The sequence below is a fragment of the Antribacter sp. NEAU-D49 genome, from assembly GCF_057158775.1.
This window is the reverse complement of the sequence record NZ_JBXTSN010000014.1, coordinates 108,665-125,893: the sequence shown is the minus strand read 5'-3', so window position 1 is coordinate 125,893 and position 17,229 is coordinate 108,665. Positions and strand designations below refer to the sequence as shown.

General features: G+C 75.0%; 15 protein-coding genes. 4 read left to right on the top strand and 11 right to left on the bottom strand.

Features of this window, described 5'->3' with window-relative positions; translation table 11 throughout:
• Positions 1-54: 54 nt before the first annotated feature.
• The 3 genes from cysN to AC060K_RS12695 are packed head-to-tail and all read right to left on the bottom strand — an operon-like array spanning position 55 to position 3,181.
• Positions 55-1,377 (bottom strand): sulfate adenylyltransferase subunit CysN, encoded by a 1,323-nt coding sequence (gene cysN / locus AC060K_RS12705; RefSeq protein ID WP_483765777.1) that lies wholly within the window; start codon positions 1,375-1,377, stop codon positions 55-57.
• Positions 1,377-2,276: a sulfate adenylyltransferase subunit CysD gene (gene cysD, locus AC060K_RS12700; protein ID WP_483765776.1), complete on the bottom strand. Its 900-nt coding sequence runs from the start codon at positions 2,274-2,276 to the stop codon at positions 1,377-1,379. Before cysD ends, cysN begins: the two co-directional genes overlap by 1 nt.
• Positions 2,273-3,181, bottom strand: coding sequence for a 3'(2'),5'-bisphosphate nucleotidase CysQ (locus tag AC060K_RS12695; RefSeq protein ID WP_483765775.1), 909 nt, complete (start codon positions 3,179-3,181; stop codon positions 2,273-2,275). Before AC060K_RS12695 ends, cysD begins: the two co-directional genes overlap by 4 nt.
• Positions 3,182-3,309: 128 nt before the next feature.
• Here AC060K_RS12695 and cysC point away from each other — a divergent pair, with 128 nt between their 5' ends.
• Positions 3,310-4,653, top strand: coding sequence for an adenylyl-sulfate kinase (cysC, locus tag AC060K_RS12690; RefSeq protein ID WP_483765774.1), 1,344 nt, complete (start codon positions 3,310-3,312; stop codon positions 4,651-4,653).
• Between the two features lie 39 nt (positions 4,654-4,692).
• Here the strand turns inward: cysC and AC060K_RS12685 are convergent, their stop codons facing one another.
• The gene (locus AC060K_RS12685; RefSeq protein WP_483765773.1) at positions 4,693-4,881 is read right to left on the bottom strand and encodes a Trm112 family protein; all 189 of its coding nucleotides are present in this window, start codon (positions 4,879-4,881) and stop codon (positions 4,693-4,695) included.
• The gene (locus tag AC060K_RS12680) at positions 4,878-6,335 is read right to left on the bottom strand and encodes a phosphomannomutase/phosphoglucomutase (RefSeq protein WP_483765772.1); all 1,458 of its coding nucleotides are present in this window, start codon (positions 6,333-6,335) and stop codon (positions 4,878-4,880) included. Before AC060K_RS12680 ends, AC060K_RS12685 begins: the two co-directional genes overlap by 4 nt.
• 63 nt (positions 6,336-6,398) lie before the next feature.
• On the opposite strand from AC060K_RS12680, the gene manA reads away from it, so the two are divergent.
• Entirely contained in the window at positions 6,399-7,619 is a 1,221-nt protein-coding gene (gene manA / locus AC060K_RS12675; RefSeq protein ID WP_483765771.1) for a mannose-6-phosphate isomerase, class I, read from the top strand.
• A gap of 4 nt (positions 7,620-7,623) precedes the next feature.
• Here the strand turns inward: manA and AC060K_RS12670 are convergent, their stop codons facing one another.
• Positions 7,624-8,790 carry a nucleotide sugar dehydrogenase gene (locus tag AC060K_RS12670; protein ID WP_483765770.1) on the bottom strand — a complete coding sequence of 389 codons (1,167 nt, stop codon included), beginning with the start codon at positions 8,788-8,790 and terminating at the stop codon, positions 7,624-7,626.
• Positions 8,791-8,804: 14 nt separating this feature from the next.
• A complete protein-coding gene (locus AC060K_RS12665; RefSeq protein ID WP_483765769.1) occupies positions 8,805-9,158 on the bottom strand; it encodes a DUF3499 domain-containing protein in 354 nt (117 codons plus the stop codon).
• A gap of 113 nt (positions 9,159-9,271) precedes the next feature.
• Here AC060K_RS12665 and AC060K_RS12660 point away from each other — a divergent pair, with 113 nt between their 5' ends.
• Positions 9,272-9,835, top strand: a complete 564-nt coding sequence (locus AC060K_RS12660; RefSeq protein WP_483765768.1) for a metallopeptidase family protein — start codon at positions 9,272-9,274, stop codon at positions 9,833-9,835.
• A 9-nt stretch (positions 9,836-9,844) separates the two neighbouring features.
• Here AC060K_RS12660 and AC060K_RS12655 read toward each other — a convergent pair whose 3' ends face one another.
• From AC060K_RS12655 to AC060K_RS12645, 3 genes are all read right to left on the bottom strand, one after another.
• Entirely contained in the window at positions 9,845-11,425 is a 1,581-nt protein-coding gene (locus AC060K_RS12655) for a DUF5719 family protein (RefSeq protein WP_483765767.1), read from the bottom strand.
• Complete coding sequence (locus AC060K_RS12650) at positions 11,422-14,850, bottom strand: glycosyltransferase (protein ID WP_483765766.1); 3,429 nt, start codon at positions 14,848-14,850, stop codon at positions 11,422-11,424. Before AC060K_RS12650 ends, AC060K_RS12655 begins: the two co-directional genes overlap by 4 nt.
• 72 nt (positions 14,851-14,922) lie before the next feature.
• Complete coding sequence (locus AC060K_RS12645) at positions 14,923-15,252, bottom strand: WhiB family transcriptional regulator (protein ID WP_125774468.1); 330 nt, start codon at positions 15,250-15,252, stop codon at positions 14,923-14,925.
• Between the two features lie 256 nt (positions 15,253-15,508).
• Between AC060K_RS12645 and AC060K_RS12640 the strand changes: the two genes are divergently transcribed.
• Entirely contained in the window at positions 15,509-16,246 is a 738-nt protein-coding gene (locus AC060K_RS12640; RefSeq protein ID WP_483765765.1) for a TIGR03089 family protein, read from the top strand.
• Between the two features lie 21 nt (positions 16,247-16,267).
• Here AC060K_RS12640 and AC060K_RS12635 read toward each other — a convergent pair whose 3' ends face one another.
• Positions 16,268-17,158 carry a hypothetical protein gene (locus tag AC060K_RS12635; protein WP_483765764.1) on the bottom strand — a complete coding sequence of 297 codons (891 nt, stop codon included), beginning with the start codon at positions 17,156-17,158 and terminating at the stop codon, positions 16,268-16,270.
• Positions 17,159-17,229: the final 71 nt, after the last annotated feature.

Below are 17,229 nucleotides of genomic sequence, written 5' to 3'. Positions count from 1 at the left end.
GGGGGGGGCCCGGGGGGGGCCCCCCCCCCCCCCCCCGCCGCTTCGTCGTACCGGTCAGAAGGTGTGCGGCAGGCCGCCGATCATGCCCGCGGCCACCGTCTTGTTGGTGGCCTCGTCCACGAGGATGAAGGCGCCCGTCTGACGGTTGGTCTGGTACGGGTCCACGAAGAGGGGCTGGGTGACACGGAGCTGGATCCGGGCGATCTCGTTGAGCCGGACCTCGGCGGCGTCCTCGTCGCGGTGCAGCGAGTTCACGTCGATCCGGTAGCTGATGCCCTTGACCATCGCGCGCGCCCACCGGGTCGTGTGCTTGATCGCGTACTTCTTGCCCTGGACCAGCGGCGCGGACTCGTCCATCCAGCAGATCTGGGCGTCGAGGTCCTGCGTCACCGTGGGAGCGTTGTTGGGCCGGCAGATCATGTCGCCGCGGGAGATGTCGATCTCGTCGGCCAGTCGGACCGTCACCGACATGGGCGGGTAGGCCAGGTCGACCGGCCCGTCGGCGGTCTCGATGGCCTCGATGGTGGTCTCCAGGCCCGAGGGCAGCGCCAGCACCCGGTCGCCCGGCTTCATGACGCCGGACGCGACGGTGCCGGCGTAGCCGCGGTAGTCGCGCGCGTCGTTCTGCTGCGGACGGATCACGTACTGGACCGGGAACCGCACGTCGACGAGGTTGCGGTCGGACGCGACGTGCAGGCGCTCCAGGTGCGACAGGAGCGGCGCCCCGTCGAACCAGGGCATGTTCTGCGACCGGTTCACCACGTTGTCGCCCGCGAGGGCGCTGATCGGGATGAACGTGAGGTCCGCGACGCGCAGCCGGGCCGCGAACTGCGTGAACTCCGCCCGGATGGACTCGTAGACCTCCTCGGACCAGTCGACGAGGTCCATCTTGTTGATGCACACCACCACGTGCGGCACGCCCAGCAGCGTGGCCAGGAACGTGTGCCGGCGGGACTGCTCCAGCACCCCCTTGCGGGCGTCCACCAGGATCAGCGCCACGTCCGCCGTGGAGGCGCCGGTGACCATGTTCCGGGTGTACTGGATGTGGCCCGGGGTGTCGGCGATGATGAACTTGCGCCGCGGGGTCGCGAAGTAGCGGTACGCCACGTCGATCGTGATGCCCTGCTCCCGCTCGGCACGCAGGCCGTCGGTGAGCAGCGCCAGGTCCGTGTAGTCGTTGCCCCGGTCCCGGCTCACCTGCTCCACGGACTCGAGCTGGTCCGCGAAGATGGACTTGCTGTCGTAGAGCAGGCGGCCGATCAGCGTCGACTTGCCGTCGTCCACCGAACCCGCCGTGGCGAACCGCAGCAGGTCGGTCGTGTGCTCCCCGCCCACCGGGGCGGCCGGCACGGCCGCCGGGTCTGTCTGGGTCGTCATCAGAAGTACCCCTCCTTCTTGCGGTCCTCCATGGCGGCCTCGCTGACCTTGTCGTCTCCGCGCGTGGCGCCGCGCTCCGTCAGCCGGACCGCCGCCACCTCCTCGACGATCTCGCGCAGCGTGCCGGCCGTGGACTCCACCGCGGCCGTCAGGTTCGCGTCGCCCACCGTGCGGTAGCGCACGCTCCGGACCTCGGCCGTCTCGCCGTCGCGCAGCGGCGTGAACTCGTTGACGGCGAAGAGCATCCCGCCGCGGTCCACCACCTCACGCTCGGCGGCGAAGTACAGCTCCGGGAGGTCGATGCCCTCCGCCTCGATGTACGACCAGATGTCCAGCTCGGTCCAGTTCGACAGCGGGAAGACGCGGATCGACTCGCCCTGGTGCACCCGCCCGTTGTACAGGTTCCAGATCTCGGGCCGCTGGTTCTTGGGGTCCCACTGCCCGAAGTCGTCGCGGAACGAGAAGACCCGCTCCTTGGCGCGCGCCTTCTCCTCGTCCCGGCGACCGCCGCCGAACAGGGCGTCGAAGCCGTGCTTCTCCGCCGCCTCCAGGAGCACCGGGGTCTGGATCCGGTTCCGGGACCCGTTGGGCTCCTCCTGGACCAGACCGCGGTCGATCGCCTCCTGCACGGACGCGACGACCATCTGCACGCCCAGGCGGTCCACCCACCGGTCGCGGCACGCGAGCACCTCGGGGAAGTTGAGCCCGGTGTCCACGTGCATGATCGGGAACGGCACCCGCGCGGGCGCGAACGCCTTCGTGGCGAGGTGGAGCATCACGATCGAGTCCTTGCCGCCCGAGAACAGCAGACACGGGCGCCGCATCTCGGCAACCACCTCCCGAAGGATGTGGATGCTCTCCGCCTCCAGGCTGCGCAGCTGGCTCAGGACGTGGTTCACGACCGGGCCCCCTCCTTGTTCTCGGCCTCATGTTCTCGACAAGCTCCCTGCACCCCGACCGATGCCAGCAGCTCTCGCAGCCGGGCCTCGACCGGGGAAGGACACACCACCAGGTCAGGGAGCCAGGGGTCGGGCCGGTTGTACTCCAGGGCCGACCCGTCCAGGCGTGTGCAGACCAGCCCGGCCGCCCGGGCCACCGCCACCGGGGCCGCCGAGTCCCACTCGAACTGCCCGCCGCTGTGCACGTAGGCGTCCGCCTCGCCCGACACGACGGCCATGACCTTGACCCCCGCCGAACCCATGGGCACCAGCTCCACGTCGCCGCGCGCCGCCAGGGCGGCGACGAACGCGGGCGGCCGGGTACGGCTCGCGGCGACGCGCAGCGGCCGGCCGGCGACCGCCCCGTCCACGTCGGCACCGCGCCCGGGCTCCGCCGTCGAGCGCACGAGCCCCCGGCCCGGCAGCGCGACCGCTCCCGCCGTGAGCCCGGCACCGCGCTCCCAGAGGGCGACGTGGACCGCGAAGTCGTCACGCCAGGCGCCGTCGTCGAACCGCTCGGCGAACTCCCGCGTGCCGTCCAGCGGGTCGATGATCCACACGCGGTCGGCCGACAGCCGTGCCCCGCCGTCCTCGGCCTCCTCGGAGAGCACCGCGTCGCCGGGTCGTGCGTCCGTGAGCGCCGCGGACAGCCACGCCTGGGCCGCGGCGTCGCCCGCGTCCTTCAGCGCCCGCGCCTCGAAGGCGCCGCCGGCGGCGTCCACGTCCTGGCGGAGGCCCAGCAGCACCTCGCCCGCCCCGCGGGCGAGCGCGGCGGCGAGCGCCGTGTCGTCGAGCGCACGGCCAGGCCCGGCGACGCCCGCGAGGGGCACGCCGGGGGCGGCTGGGATGCTGTCAGGGGCTGGCATGGTGGCCACAGTATGCGCAGAGTAACGCGGTGCGCGCGCCGCCCGACCGAACCTCGGACACGCGTGAGACGGTTCGAGGGCGGTCGCGGACGGCGTCAACGGGCCCGGACGAGCTATCGTCACCGTCGATGGAACCCATTCCCCGCGCCTATCCCCCGGCCGCTGACGACCTCCCGACGCACGTCCTGTCCGCCGACGAGCTGGACCTCCTCGAGCTCGCCCTCGGCGGAGCGCTGGCCCCGGCGTCGCTCGCGCGCGCGGTCGTGCCCGGCGCCGCCACGCCGGACGCTCCTCCCGGCCGCCTGCTGACGGACCAGGAGAACACCCCGCTCGCGCGCCTGACCGCCACAGGTGGTGGCGACGACGCGGCGGACGACGGCGGCCACGCCGGCGCCCGCTGGACGCTGGAGGCCCTGAAGCCGCTCCCCGGGGGCACCGGCCCGCAGTGGGACCCGGTGCTCCGCCGGCCGGCCCGGGAGGTCGCGGCCGACGGCGTCGAGACGCGGGCGGTCCTCGTCACCGGCGTGCCCGCGGTCGGCGACGAGGCGACGGCGGCCCTGGGACCGGTCCCCCGCACCCTCCTGCTCGTCCCCGTCTCCCGCGCCGCCGCGCCCGGCGGCGTGGGCGCCCCGGGCCTCGTCCGCTCCGCCACCGCCCTCGCCGAGGCGCTGGCCGGGACAGGCCTGACCGCAGGCCGCGTCGCGGTAGTGGCCGTACCCTGGCCCGCGCGCCCGCCATCGGGCACCGCGCTCGCGGACGTGGCGGCGGCCTACGGGGCGCACGACGTCGTCGACCTGGTCGCCGCCCGCCCCGCGGACGTGCGCCACCGGCTCGCCGAGGTCTCCACCGCCCACGAGCGGGCGGTCCGGGCGGCGTACCCCCCGGCGTCGGCCGACGAGGTGCTGCGCGCAGCCCGGGCAGGTCACGCCCGTGGCGCCGTCGTGTTCTTCACCGGCCTGTCCGGATCGGGCAAGTCCACCGTCGCCCGGGCGCTCGCCGAGCGGCTGGACGACGACGGCCGCGCCACCACCCTGCTCGACGGCGACGCCGTGCGCCACCACCTCTCCAAGGGGCTCGGCTTCGACCGCGCGTCGCGGGAGACCAACGTGGAGCGCATCGGCTACGCCGCGTCCCTCGTGGCCAAGCACGGCGGGATCGCCGTGGCCGCACCGATCGCACCGTTCGCGGCCGGCCGGGACCGTGCCCGGGCGATGGCCGAGGCCGAGGGCGCGCTGTTCCTGCTGGTGCACGTCTCGACGCCGCTCGAGGTGTGCGAGGCCCGCGACCGGAAGGGCCTCTACGCCAAGGCGCGGGCCGGCGAGATCCCCGACTTCACCGGGATCTCGTCACCGTACGAGGAGCCGGCAGACGCGGACGTCACCCTCGACACCTCGCAGGTCGCCGTCGAGGATGCCGTGACCACGGTCCTCGCCGCGCTGGAGGCCGCCCTCCACCTGCCGCCGAGCCAGTGACGTCGTCGGACGACGTCACTGTCCCGGCGGGCACAGAGCTCAGAGCGGGCGGGCGTCGCTCTCCAGCAGCACCGGGATGCCGTCGCGGACGGGGTAGGCCAGCGGGCGCCCGGGGTCCGTCGAGTGGAGCTCCGGCTCCCCCGCCGGCCCCACGCCGTCCACCAGCTCCGCACCCGTGACGGGGCAGCGCAGGATCGCGCGGACCCAGGGGTCGATGGTCGTGCTCATGCCTGGTCTCCCTCGGTCGGGTCGGCGCGGACGAGCGACAGGACGTCGTCGCGCACCTTCTCCATGATGTCCTCGTCGGCGGCCTCCACGTTGAGCCGCAGCAGCGGCTCCGTGTTGGACGCGCGGAGGTTGAACCACCACTGCGGGTGCCCGTCCCAGTGCGACACGGTGAGGCCGTCGAGCTCGTCGACGACGACGGGGCCGCCGCCCTCCTGGGTCACGTACGCCTCGACCACGCGGGCGCGGGCCGCCGGGACGTCGGCGACCGTGGAGTTGATCTCGCCGGAGGACACGTACGGCTCGTACATCTCGGAGAGCGCCGACAGCGGGTGCGGCTGCTCGCCGAGCGCGGCGAGCACGTGCATGGCCGCGAGCATCCCGGTGTCCGCGAAGAAGAAGTCGCGGAAGTAGTAGTGCGCGCTGTGCTCCCCGCCGAAGACCGCGTCGTGCTCGGCCATCTCCGCCTTGATGAACGAGTGCCCCACCCGTGTCCGGACCGTCCTGGCACCGGCCGCCTCGAGGAGGTCGGGCACGGCGCGCGACGTGATGAGGTTGTGGATCACCGTGGGCGTGCGGCCCGCGGCGAGCTCCTTCGCCACCTCCCGGAGGCCCACCAGGGCCGTGATCGCCGACGGCGAGACCGCCGCGCCCTTCTCGTCGATCACGAAGCAGCGGTCGGCGTCGCCGTCGAACGCGAGGCCCAGGTCGGCCTCGTTCGCCACCACGGCGGCCTGCAGGTCGAGCAGGTTCGCGGGCTCGAGCGGGTTGGCCTCGTGGTTCGGGAACGAGCCGTCGAGCTCGAAGTACAGCGGCACGATGTCCAGCGGCAGCTCCGGGAGGCCCGCGCCGGTGCCCAGCACGGCAGGGACGGTGTGCCCGCCCATGCCGTTGCCCGCGTCGACCACGACCTTCAGCGGGCGGATGCCCGACAGGTCCACCAGGCCGCGCAGGAACGCGCCGTAGTCGGCGAGGAGGTCCTGCTCCGTCACCGAGCCCGCCTCGGCGGCGGGCTCCGGGAGCGCCCCGTCGAGGAACTCCTGGGCGAGCGCACGGACCTCGGCGAGCCCGGTGGCGTCACCCACCGGCCGGGCGCCGGCGCGGCACAGCTTGATGCCGTTGTACTCGGCGGGGTTGTGGCTCGCGGTGAACATGGCGCCCGGCACGCCGAGCGCGCCCGAGGCGTAGTAGAGGCCGTCGGTCGAGCAGAGACCGATCAGCACCACGTCGACCCCGGCGGCGGTGAGGCCCTCGGCGAAGGCGCCGACGAGCCCGGGGCCCGACTCGCGCATGTCGTGCCCCACGACCGTGCGCGGCCGTCCCTCGCCCGCCTCGGGCAGCACCACGACGCGCGCGAACGCGGCGCCGATGGCCCGGGCGACTGCCGGGGAGAACTGGTCCGGGACGGTTCCCCGCACGTCGTAGGCCTTGATGATGGTGGCCAGGTCGATGCTCACGAGCGCCAGCGTATTCCACGGGGGCGTGCCCCTCTCCCGGCGTCCGCTACTAGAATCCCCGGAATGCAGGCTCTCGGAGCGCCACTCGTCCTCACCAGCACGGTGCAGAAGTACGACTGGGGCAGCTTCGATGCCATCCCCCGCCTCCTCGGCCAGGAACCGGACGACACCCCGCAGGCGGAGCTCTGGCTCGGCGCCCACCCCAACGGCTCCTCCGTGGCCGAGGTCGACGGCGTCGCCCGGCGGCTGGACGAGCTGGTCCGGGAGAACCCGGCGGCGATGCTGGGGCGGCGGGTCACGGACGAGTTCGGCCCGCGGCTGCCGTACCTGATGAAGGTCCTCTCGGCCCGTCGCGCGCTCTCGCTGCAGGTGCACCCCCGGCCACACACCGCGCGGGCGGGCTTCAACCGCGACAACCGGGCGGGCCTGGCCGTGGGCTCGCCCGAGCGCAGCTTCCACGACGACCAGCACAAGCCCGAGCTGCTCGTTGCCGTCACGCAGTTCGAGGGCCTGGCCGGGTTCCGCAGCCCCCGGAGCATCCTGGCGCTCCTCGACGGGCTCGACGGTGCCCTCGTGGAGGCGGTGACGGGCATCCTGCGGGCCGGCCGCTCCGCCGACGCGATGCGCGACGCGTTCTGCCACCTCCTCGGCGCACGGTCCGACAAGGGCTGCCGGGCCGACATCGACCTCACCGTGAAGTCCGTGCGGAAGCGGCTCGCCGACGGGTCGCCGTTCGCGAGGGCCGACCGGACGGTCGTGGACCTCGCCGAGCAGCACCCCGGCGACCCGGGGGCGATCGCCTCGCTGATGCTCAACCGGGTGACCCTCGAGCCGGGCGAGGCGGTGTTCGTCCCGCCGGGCGAGGTGCACGCCTACCTGTCCGGTCTCGGGGTCGAGATCATGGCGAGCTCCGACAACGTCCTGCGCGCCGGGCTCACGACCAAGCGCGTGGACATGGACGCCCTGGTCCGCAGCACCTCGTTCGTGCCGAGCCCGCCCGTGCACCCGGTCGTCACGACGAGCGGCGGGCGCAAGCAGGTCCAGACGTACCGTGCACCGGTGGACGAGTTCGCGCTCACGATCGCCGACGTCGACCCCGGCGAGCCCGTCCCGCTGCCCGCGAGCGGGCCCCGGGTGGTGCTCGTGCTCGAGGGCGAGGTCGAGCTGGGCTGCGGGCAGTCCCGGACGCCGCTGGCCCGGGGGCAGGCGGTGTTCGTGCCGCACGCCGCGGGTGCCGTGCGGCTCTCCGGCTCGGGTCACGCCGTCTGCGCGTGGGTGCCCTGACGGGTCAGTCGCGGCCGTAGATGTCGCGCGTGTAGACCTTCTCGGCCACGTCGTCGAGCAGCTCGGTGCGGCGGTTCGCCACGATCACGTCGGCGCGCGCCTTGAACTCGTCGAGGTCGCGGATCACCTCGGAGTTGAAGAAGCGGTCCTCCGTGAGCGCAGGCTCGTAGACGACGACCTCCACGCCCTTGGCCTTGATCCGCTTCATGATGCCCTGGATCGACGAGGCCCGGAAGTTGTCGGACCCGGACTTCATGATGAGCCGGTAGATGCCCACCACCTGCGGCGACCGCCGCAGGATGTCCGCCGCGACGAAGTCCTTGCGGGTGGTGTTGGCCTCGACCACCGCGTTGATCAGGTTCTGCGGCACGTCGTGATAGTTGGCCAGGAGCTGCTTGGTGTCCTTGGGCAGGCAGTAGCCGCCGTAGCCGAACGACGGGTTGTTGTAGTGCGAGCCGATCCGGGGGTCCAGCCCCACGCCCTCGATGATCTGCGCCGAGTCCAGGCCGCGCGTGGCGGCGTACGTGTCCAGCTCGTTGAAGTACGCGACCCGCAGCGCCAGGTAGGTGTTGGCGAACAGCTTGATCGCCTCGGCCTCCGTCGCGTCGGTGAGCAGCACCGGGACATCCGTGTCCACGGCCCCCTCGGCCATCAGGTCGGCGAACAGCTTGCCCACGTCGGACCGGTCGCCCACGACGATCCGGGACGGGTGCAGGTTGTCGTACAGGGCCCGCCCCTCGCGGAGGAACTCCGGCGAGAACAGGATGGAGGCGCCGGGGTGCTCGGCCCGCACCCGGTCCGTGAACCCCACGGGCACCGTGGACTTGACGACCAGGTGGGCGCCCGGGTTCACCCGGAGCACGGTGTCGATCACCGACTCCACGGTGCGGGTGTCGAACGAGTGGGTGGTCTCGTCGTAGTCGGTCGGGGTGGCGACCACCACGAACGTGGCGTCCGTGTAGGCCTCGGCGGCGTCCAGCGTGGCCCGCAGGCTCAGCCGGCCGGAGGCGAGGTACTCCTCCAGCTCCGGGTCAGCCACAGGTGACCGGCCGGAGCTGACGAGCTCCACCCTCCCGGGATCGATGTCCACCGCGACCACGTCGTGGTTCTGGGCGAGCAGCACAGCGTTCGACAGCCCGACATAGCCGGTCCCTGCGACGGCGATCTTCACGAGAGGATCTTGCCCTACTCCTCGTCGCCCCGCAGCACCCTCAGGTGACCGCGCCGGGCGGTCTCCGTGACGGACGGCGGCTCGGGCACCGGCCGTACGCGGCCCGCCTCCCGCACGGCGTCGGCGAGCGCCGACAGGTCGTCGGGCGTGGGGCCCGCGTCCAGGAACGCGGGGGTGAGCCGCACGACCTCCCAGCCGCGCGGGGCGGTGAGGCGCTCGGCATGGTCCGCGCACAGGTCGTAGCTGTGCGGCTCGGCCAGGTGCGCGAGCGGGCCCAGCACCGCCGTCGAGTCCGCATACACGTACGTGAGTGTCGCCACGGCAGCACGCGTGCATGCCGTGCGCGAACACTGCCTCACCGATCTCACGGGCTGAGAGTACGCCCTGACCGGGAGCGATGGCGCGAACACGCCGGACGGCCCCGCGTGTGCGGCACGGCACGCCGTGGTCCGCGCACGGAGCGCGGGCTTAGAGTCGTGGCGTGGCACTCTTCGGCTCCCCGCGCGGCGGGCACCCGCGTCCCGGCGGACGGCGCCGGGGGCGCCCCTCCCCGGGCGACGTCACTGCTCGCACCCCCTCGGCTCAGGGCGGCGCGGCGGCGTCGCCGGACGACGTGACGTTCCCGGCGCGGGTCTCCCCCCGGCGGCGCGACCGCCGTGGTCGCGGCCTGCGGGGGCCGCTGCTCCCGCCGGGCACGCCCGCGCACCGCACCCGGGCGCAGCGTTTCGACGACCTGGTGCTGGACGTCGTGGACGACCTCGACCGCACCTGGGGCCCGCAGCTCAAGGGCACGGAGTTCGGCGTCGAGGACGTGCCGCCGTCCGACCCAGCCCCCTGGGAGGACGGCGGGGTGCCGCTCGGCCGGTGCTTCCCGCCGGAGGCGGGGCGCCCGGCGCGCATCGTGGTCTACCGGCGTCCCGTCGAGGTGCGTGCCGTGGACCAGGAGGACCTGGGCGACCTGGTGCGCGAGGTGGTCGTGGAGCAGGTGGCCCACCTCCTCGCGCGCACGCCCGAGGAGATCGACCCGAAGTACGAGGGCCGCTGAGCCTGCGGCTCAGCCGGTCGCGGTGACGCGCCGGACGGTCACCGCCGAGGTGACGGGCAGCACGGGTGTGGGCGCCGTCACGGAGACGAGGGTGCCCGGCTGGTCCGTGCCGTCGTCGTCCGAGGCGACGACCGCCCAGACCAGGGCCGGGCCCTCGGCGGCGGGCTCCACGCGCACGGCCGCCGTCCCGGCGCCCAGCTCGGCGGGATCGAGTGCGATGGCGCTCCCCGCGGGAACCTCGAGCGTGCGGGACCCGGTCGCGGTCCCCGCGCCGTCCACCCCCTGCACGACGACGGCGCTCGCCCCGGTCGGCGTCGCGTCCGGTCCGCGGTCGGCCGGGACGGCGGTGAGCACGACCGTCGAGGCGGCGCCGGGAACGAGCGCGGCGACGCCGGCGCCGACGGTCACCGCCTGACCTGCCGACCAGGCACGGTCGTACGGTGTCTCGTCGATCACCGCGTCCGCGGCGGGCGCTCCCGCTCGGGTGAACGTCCCCGCGGCGACCACCGGCACGTCGGCGTCCACCACGACGGTGTAGGCCCCGGCGGGCAGCCCGCCGAGCGGGACGTCGGTCACGTGGCCCGGTTCGAGCGTGAGCTCTTCCCCGCCCCGGAGCCGTACGGGACCGTCGGGCCCGTAGACCGTCACCCGGGCCGCGCCCGCCCGGTCCCCGGGCGCGAGGACCCGGAGCAGCGGCGCGTGCGGGTCGTCCACCGCCTCCCCTGCGCTCATCAGACCGGTGACGGCCACGGCCGGCGCGGGCGCGGCCCCGGGAGTCACCAGGTCGACGCCCGCGGGGACGATGCCGTCGATCGCGTGGTGCTGCACGAACGCGGTGACCCGCCCGCCCGTCGCCGAGACCCGCAGCGCGAGGCGTCGCTGCTCCGGGGCGATGGCCTCGAGCAGCGCCTCCACCTGCTCCCCGGGCGGGACGACCATCGCGGCCTGGCTCCCCAGGACGACAGGTCCGGACGGGCCCCAGGCCTCGAGGTGGACCTTGGCGGGTGTGCGGCCGGGGTTCTGGAGCACCAGGCGCGCGCTCGCGCCCACCTCGGTCGAGCCGCCCACGAGCCAGCCGTCGATCCCGGGGACCGCGCACGCGCCGGCCGCGAGCCCCCGCAGGTCGCCCGCCGTCGTGAGGGACGCGCTCACTCCCGCCACGGCCGAGGTCCCGTCGCCGGACACGTCGGCCCGCACCACGCGGGCGTCGCCGGGCAGGCTCCCGCCGGTCGTGGCGGCGTCGGGACCTGCCGCGAGCGGCCCGGTCAGCGGGGCGGCCGTGCCGCCGGCCAGCCCGGTGGTGCGGGCGCCGTCCGCGCTCCAGGCGACCGCCGCCAAGGCGCCCGCCGTCTCGACGGGGCTCGCCGCGAACTGGTCGTCGCCCACCTCCGGCTGGACGAGCCGCACGGGCGTGGGGCAGACGAGCACCGACTCGGCGGGGCGGACTGCGACCTCGCGGACGGCGCCCGCAGGAGCGTCGCCGCTCGCGGCGGGGGTAGCGGCCAGGGCCGCGACGGCGGCCACGCAGGCCGCTCCCGCGACGACGGCTCCGGTTCGCCGCAGGAGGTGCCGGGCGCGGGCGGGGATCATCGGTTCCTCCGTCGGACGACGGGCAGGGCCAGCATGGTGAAGACGGCGAGCGTCAGCACGCCGACGGCGAGCCACGGGGCCCGGTAGGCGGTGTCGTGCGTGACGACGACGTGCCCGCCGCCGGCCCCCAGAGCGAAGGCCTGGAGCCCGTCGGCCCCCACCGAGGCGCCGTCGACCTGGTCCAGCGGACGGCCGTCGAGCGTCGCGCGCCAGCCCGGGCCCGCGCTCTCCGCGAGCACGAGCACCCGCGCCGGGTCGCCCGGGTCCACCGGGGTGCGCACCGCCGGCCCTGCCGACGGGAGCACCGCGACGGTCCCCTCCGCAGGGACCTCGACCCGGGCCCAGCCGGGTGGCGGCCCGGTCTCGGGAACGACCCGCCACACCGTGACGGCCTGCCCCTCCGTGACGCGTGCCAGTCCGGGCACGAGGTCGAGCGTCGCCACCAGCTCGGCCGCGGCGGCGTCGGACGACCGCACCTGGACCGCCCCGAACCCGAGCGACGCCAGCCGCGGTCCGAGGTCGGGCGCGGTGCCGGCGACGAGCTCGGCAGCGAGCGTGTCGAGCTCGCCCTCCGGCTCGCTCGCCGGGCGCCCCGCCGTGGCGACCGACGCGTCGAGGAGCTGGGTGCCGTCGCCCCGCAGCGGCGTGTGGGTCACCGAGCCGTCCCGGCCCACGGCCAGCTCGAGCACGCGGGCCTGTCGGGGCGGCGCCTGCATCTGCCGGCCCACGGCGGACACCACCGGGTCGGCCGTGACGTGCAGCGTGCCGGGCGCCGAGCCGCTGACCGGCCCCTGTGCCACCCAGGCCACCACCCCGCCGACCGGGGCGAGGACGGCGAGGGTGCCGAGCACGCTCACCGCCACGAGGCGGGACACCCGTCCGGCCCGATGCCACCCGGCGCGCGGCTCCCCGGGCTCGGCGCGCGACTCCTGGTCCGCACGACGCGGCGAGGGCGCCTCGCGCAACCCGGCCGCGCCGCGCAGCGCCGCCGCGCCCAGACCGAGCAGGACGAGGGAGAGGCCCGGCCCCGTCCAGGCGCCGACCTCCTGGCCGGGACCCTGCGCGAGCACGGCCACGCCGAGGCCCGCAGCGGCGACGAGCCACCCCGTCCGCGCTCCCGCCCCGGACCGTCGGGCCAGCGCCGCCAGCGCGAGGCCCACCACGACCGCACCCGCGACGTAGGGGCCCACGCGGGCCACGGCGGCCAGGACGGAACCCAGTGCGCCGGGCACGTCGGCCGAGAACAGCGGTCCCGGGTCGTGCGGCAGGCCCAGCAGCAGCTGCCAGCCGGCGGCGGCGCCGGACGTGGCGCCCCGGCCGGACACCGGCTCGGCGAGCAGCAGCCGCCAGGCGCCCTCGGCACGGACCGCCTCCCACCACAGCGGCGCCCCCGCCACGAGGGCCGGGACGAGCGCGAGCGCCAGGTAGCGCCGCCGGGCCCGGACCGCGAGCGCCGCCCCGGCGAGGACCACCACCGCGACGGGCAGCAGCACCGGGGCTCCGCAGACGGCGACGGCGAGGAGCAGGCCCGCCGCACCCGCCGCCCCCAGCGACGGGCCCGGCCGGGCGGCGCCGCTGTGCGCCCCGTGCTGTGCGCTACGGGACCCGCGCGCCTCCGGGGTGGCCCGGGTCTCCGCGACGTCCACGACGTCCACGGCCTGGGCGCCGACCGCGCGCGCGAGCGCGAGCGCGGCCCACGGCAGGACCAGGTGCGCCACGAGGGCGCCGAGGCGGCCGGTGCCGACCGCGACGAGGAGCACCGGCGCGGCCGTCCACAGCAGGGCGGCCCAGGCTCGGAGCCAGGGCGACCGGGTGACGGCGCCGGCCGCGGCCCAGGCCCCGAGCGCGGCGAGCGGGAACGCGGCGACGAGCACGGCGTGCACCGCCGTCTGCAGCGAGCCCCCGGCGAGCGCCGACAGGAGGGTGAGCGGCAGCAGGATCGGGTCGGCGGGGGCGGAGGCCCCCAGCCCGTCGCGGACCCAGCCGGAGGTCGCGGCCGCCCAGACGTCGCCCACGGTGCCCCCGGCCGGCAGCAGGGCGCCGCCCACGAGGCGGCCGCCCGCCGCCACGGTTCCCAGGACCGGGCCGAACGCCACGAGCGCGAGGCCCACGGCAGCGAGGAGCGCGGTGGTCAGGGCTGTCCGGCGCCGGGCGGCAAGCCGCCGCAGCTCCGCCCGCTCGAGCTCCGACGGCACGGCCCCCGTGCGGTGCAGCTCCGCCCGGGCGAGGCGGCTGTCGCGCTGCTCGGACCACACGTCGCGCCAGGATGCGACCAAGGGGCGCAGGACGCTGCGCGGCACCACCTGGGTCCGCGCTGCGTTCCGGCGGGCCCGGACCAGCGGCGCCACCCGCGTGGCCACCCACAGGGGAGCCAGGAGCTCGTCCCGGGCCTGCACGGGCTGCTTGAGGGCCAGCCGGTAGGCCGCCTGCACCGGCGCCCAGAGAAGCATCGCGAGCGCCACGACTGGCACCAGCACAGCGGGGGCCGAGACGAGCCGCAGGTAGAGCTCTGCACGTCGCCGGGCTGCGCGGGTTCGGCGCGCGGCGCGAGCCGGGTCGAGCCGGGGCACCGGGCCCGCCCCGGGGGGCTCCGTCACGGGTGCCGCACCGCGCGCGGGCCGCCCGCGCAGCCCGAGGAGCGAGGCCTGCGCATGCCGCACCACCGCCTGCGGCACGACGACGACGCGGTGACCGGCCAGGCGCACGCGGCGGCAGAAGTCGGTCGAGTCACCGAAGGGCCCCAGCTCGGGGTCCGTCCCGCGCAGGGCCCGCCACACCTGGGTGCGGACGAGGGCTCCGGCCAGCCCGACGGCGAGGACGTCCTCCGTCGCGTCGTGCTGGCCCTGGTCGATCTCGGTGTCGTCGACCCGTGTGGTGCGACGGGACAGCCGCGTCACCGTGTGCCCCACCTCGAGGAGGACGCCGCGGTCGGCCGCCGAGGGGTCGAGGGGCGAGCCGTCCGCGGCGAGCTCCCAGCGGCGCTGCTTGCACCCGGCCACGGCGACGGCCGCGGAGTGCTCGATCGCGCGCATCAGCGCCGCGAGAGCGCCGGGCGCGGGAGCCGAGTCGTCGTGGAGGAGCCAGATCCAGCCCCGTTCCGGGACGCCCGCGGCGGCCAGCGCCGCGTCGACACCATCGCCGAACGTGCGGGCGCCCGCACCAGCCACGAACCGGGCGTCACCGAGCTGGAGATCGGGGTGGGCCGAGGTCGCCGGGGCGGTGTCCACGTCGACCACCACGACCGCGTCCGGGGCGTACGTCTGCGCGCGCACCGCGGCGAGCGTGGCCGCGAGGTACGGGCTGCGGCCGCGCGTGACCACCACCGCTGTCACCGTGACGACCACCGGAACAGAGCCGGTGACGGCCACCACGGCACCCAGCGACGGGTCGACGGGGGACTCGAGGTCCGTGCGTGGAGCGATCATCTCGCTCCACATCATGCGTTCCCGTCCCGCCGGCGCGTGGGACGTGGTCCCCGGCGCGTCGGCGGCGTGTTGCTATACGGCGCGGCGCTTCAGCTTGCGGCGCTCGCGCTCCGAGAGCCCGCCCCAGATGCCGAACCGCTCGTCGTTCGCCAGCGCGTAGTCGAGGCACTCGGCCCGGACCTCGCACCCCTGGCAGACCTTCTTGGCCTCGCGGGTGGACCCGCCCTTCTCCGGGAAGAAGGCCTCCGGGTCCGTCTGGGCGCACAGCGCCCGCTCCTGCCAGCCGAGCAGCGAGTCGTCCATCACCGGCTCACCGAACAGCGGCAGCACGGGCGCGACGCGCTCCGGGCGACGCCCGACATCCGACCCGAGTCCCACGTCTCCATCCAGCATGTTCCACATGGTGTGCCCCTCCATGCCGTCTTACGTGATGCGTTCTTACGAAAACTGCATACCTGGAATTACACGCGTGTCGTCTGGAGTCGTCAAGCGGAAGTGTGCTATCGACCCCGATCTCCACTAGGAGTTCACCACCCCTATGACCAGCAACGGTGCAGGTCCGCAACAGGTTCCGCCCCCAAGAGACGGATGAGGAACGAGTTTCGTACGATGTGCGCGGAAGAAAATTTCTGCAGCCCGCGCCGCCTACTCTGAGGGCATGCCTGTCGCTCCTGTCGCCACCCTGCTCGACCGCCTCCTGCGCGAACCCGGCCGCCCGCGCCTCACCTGGTACGGCGACGACGGCGAACGGGTCGAGCTCTCGGGCGCCGTCCTCGGCAACTGGGTCAGCAAGACCGTCAACCTCCTCGTGGAGGAGTTCGACGCCGCCCCGGCGACCTCCGTGGCGCTCGACCTCCCGGTGCACTGGCGCACCGCCGTATGGGCCCTCGCTGCCTGGCGGTGCGGGGCGACCGTCGTCGTTCCCGGACCCGGCGCCGAGGACGGCCCTGGGTCACGGGCCGACGTCGTGGTGACGTCCTCGCCCGACCGGTGGGCAGGGCACCCCGGCGAGCTCGTGGTCGTGTCCCTCCCGGCGCTCGCGCGGCGGTTCGACGGGGACCTGCCTGCCGGCGCCATGGACGCCGCGTCGGCGGTCATGACCTACGGCGACGTGATCGGCTGGGTGCCCGACGTCGACCCCGCCGCCACGGCGGTGGTCGCGCCCGGCGCCGGGACGCGGGTCACGCACGCCGACCTGGTGCCGAGCCCTGGTCCCGCCGGTGCCCGATCGCTCGTCGACGGCCGCGGTCCGGTCGACGCGGTGCTCCGCGAGCTGCTCGCGACCTGGGCGGGCGACGGCTCGGTCGTGCTGACGTCGCCCGCCACCGCGGCGGCCCTCGAGTCCGACGCAGCGCGCCTGACGCGGCTCCGGGACTCGGAGCGCGTCACGGCCTGACGGTGCCCCGGGCCCGTTCGGCTAGCTCCAGCAGCCGCCGGGCGGGGCCGGCGGCAGGGCTACCGGCACGACGTCGGGCACGGGTCGTCCCCCGGCGGCCCACTGCGCCTCGGTCAGGTGGACGTAACCGGCCGGGCCGTCGTAGACGACGGCCTCGGGCGGCAGCGCGCCAGGCTGCTCGCTCATGAGGTAGCGGTCGTACGTCGTCGACGACACCGTCACGGGGACCGGCGACCCGCCGTGGACCCACTCGGCGTAGGTCACGCCGTGGTGGCAGGACTCCCCGAACACGGTGGAGGTCGAGTGTCCGGCCGGGCCGATCGCTCCGGCGTCGACCAGGAAGACCGTGGTGCTCCACGGCAGCCGGTACACGCCCAGCGGGGAGAAGTAGTGGAACGGCGGCTTGAACCCGAGGGCCGCCCACTCCTCGTACGTGAGCTGGTGCCACGGCTCGACGTCGGACATCACGTAGAGGTGGGGAGAGGTGCTGTACCTCCCGATCTGGCAGTTGAGGTCGCGGCACAGCAGGATGTCGCGCGCCGGCCCGGGCCGCCCCTCCGCCTCCCACTGCTGGTGGCTCAGGTGGTAGACGCCGGAAGCGCCGAAGTCCGGCCAGTGCGTCCTCGCGAAGATCCGGTCGCTCCACGGCAGCGCCACGAACGTGTCGCTCTGCCACACGAGCGGCTCCGGCTCGCCGAGCTCGCGCCACGCCTCGGGCGAGAGGTACTCGCGGGGGGCGCGCGTCTCGGCCCACCCCTCGGCCGTCCCCGGGACCGTGTAGATCGTGTCGTTGTACTCCCACTTCACCAGGAAGTAGTCGTCCTGGGTGGCAGCGGCCGGGGCGGTCACGGTGGCCGAGAGCAGCGTCACCAGCAGCGCGGCCACGGCGACGACCGGGCGGGTCCTCGTCATCGAGTCCTCCATCGTCGGGCCGGCCGGACGGCACGCCCTCCGTCGAGAGTAGCCACCCGGTGGCCCCGGCA

What these genes read in the sequence shown, in the direction of transcription:
- AC060K_RS12645 (WP_125774468.1), bottom strand. Translation starts at nt 15,252, where the DNA reads ATGTGGAACATGCTGGATGGAGACGTGGGACTCGGGTCGGATGTCGGG.
- AC060K_RS12640 (WP_483765765.1), top strand. Translation starts at nt 15,509, where the DNA reads ATGCCTGTCGCTCCTGTCGCCACCCTGCTCGACCGCCTCCTGCGCGAA.
- cysC (WP_483765774.1), top strand. Translation starts at nt 3,310, where the DNA reads ATGGAACCCATTCCCCGCGCCTATCCCCCGGCCGCTGACGACCTCCCG.
- AC060K_RS12685 (WP_483765773.1), bottom strand. Translation starts at nt 4,881, where the DNA reads ATGAGCACGACCATCGACCCCTGGGTCCGCGCGATCCTGCGCTGCCCC.
- cysN (WP_483765777.1), bottom strand. Translation starts at nt 1,377, where the DNA reads ATGACGACCCAGACAGACCCGGCGGCCGTGCCGGCCGCCCCGGTGGGC.
- AC060K_RS12655 (WP_483765767.1), bottom strand. Translation starts at nt 11,425, where the DNA reads ATGATCCCCGCCCGCGCCCGGCACCTCCTGCGGCGAACCGGAGCCGTC.
- AC060K_RS12635 (WP_483765764.1), bottom strand. Translation starts at nt 17,158, where the DNA reads ATGACGAGGACCCGCCCGGTCGTCGCCGTGGCCGCGCTGCTGGTGACG.
- AC060K_RS12695 (WP_483765775.1), bottom strand. Translation starts at nt 3,181, where the DNA reads ATGCCAGCCCCTGACAGCATCCCAGCCGCCCCCGGCGTGCCCCTCGCG.
- AC060K_RS12650 (WP_483765766.1), bottom strand. Translation starts at nt 14,850, where the DNA reads ATGATCGCTCCACGCACGGACCTCGAGTCCCCCGTCGACCCGTCGCTG.
- manA (WP_483765771.1), top strand. Translation starts at nt 6,399, where the DNA reads ATGCAGGCTCTCGGAGCGCCACTCGTCCTCACCAGCACGGTGCAGAAG.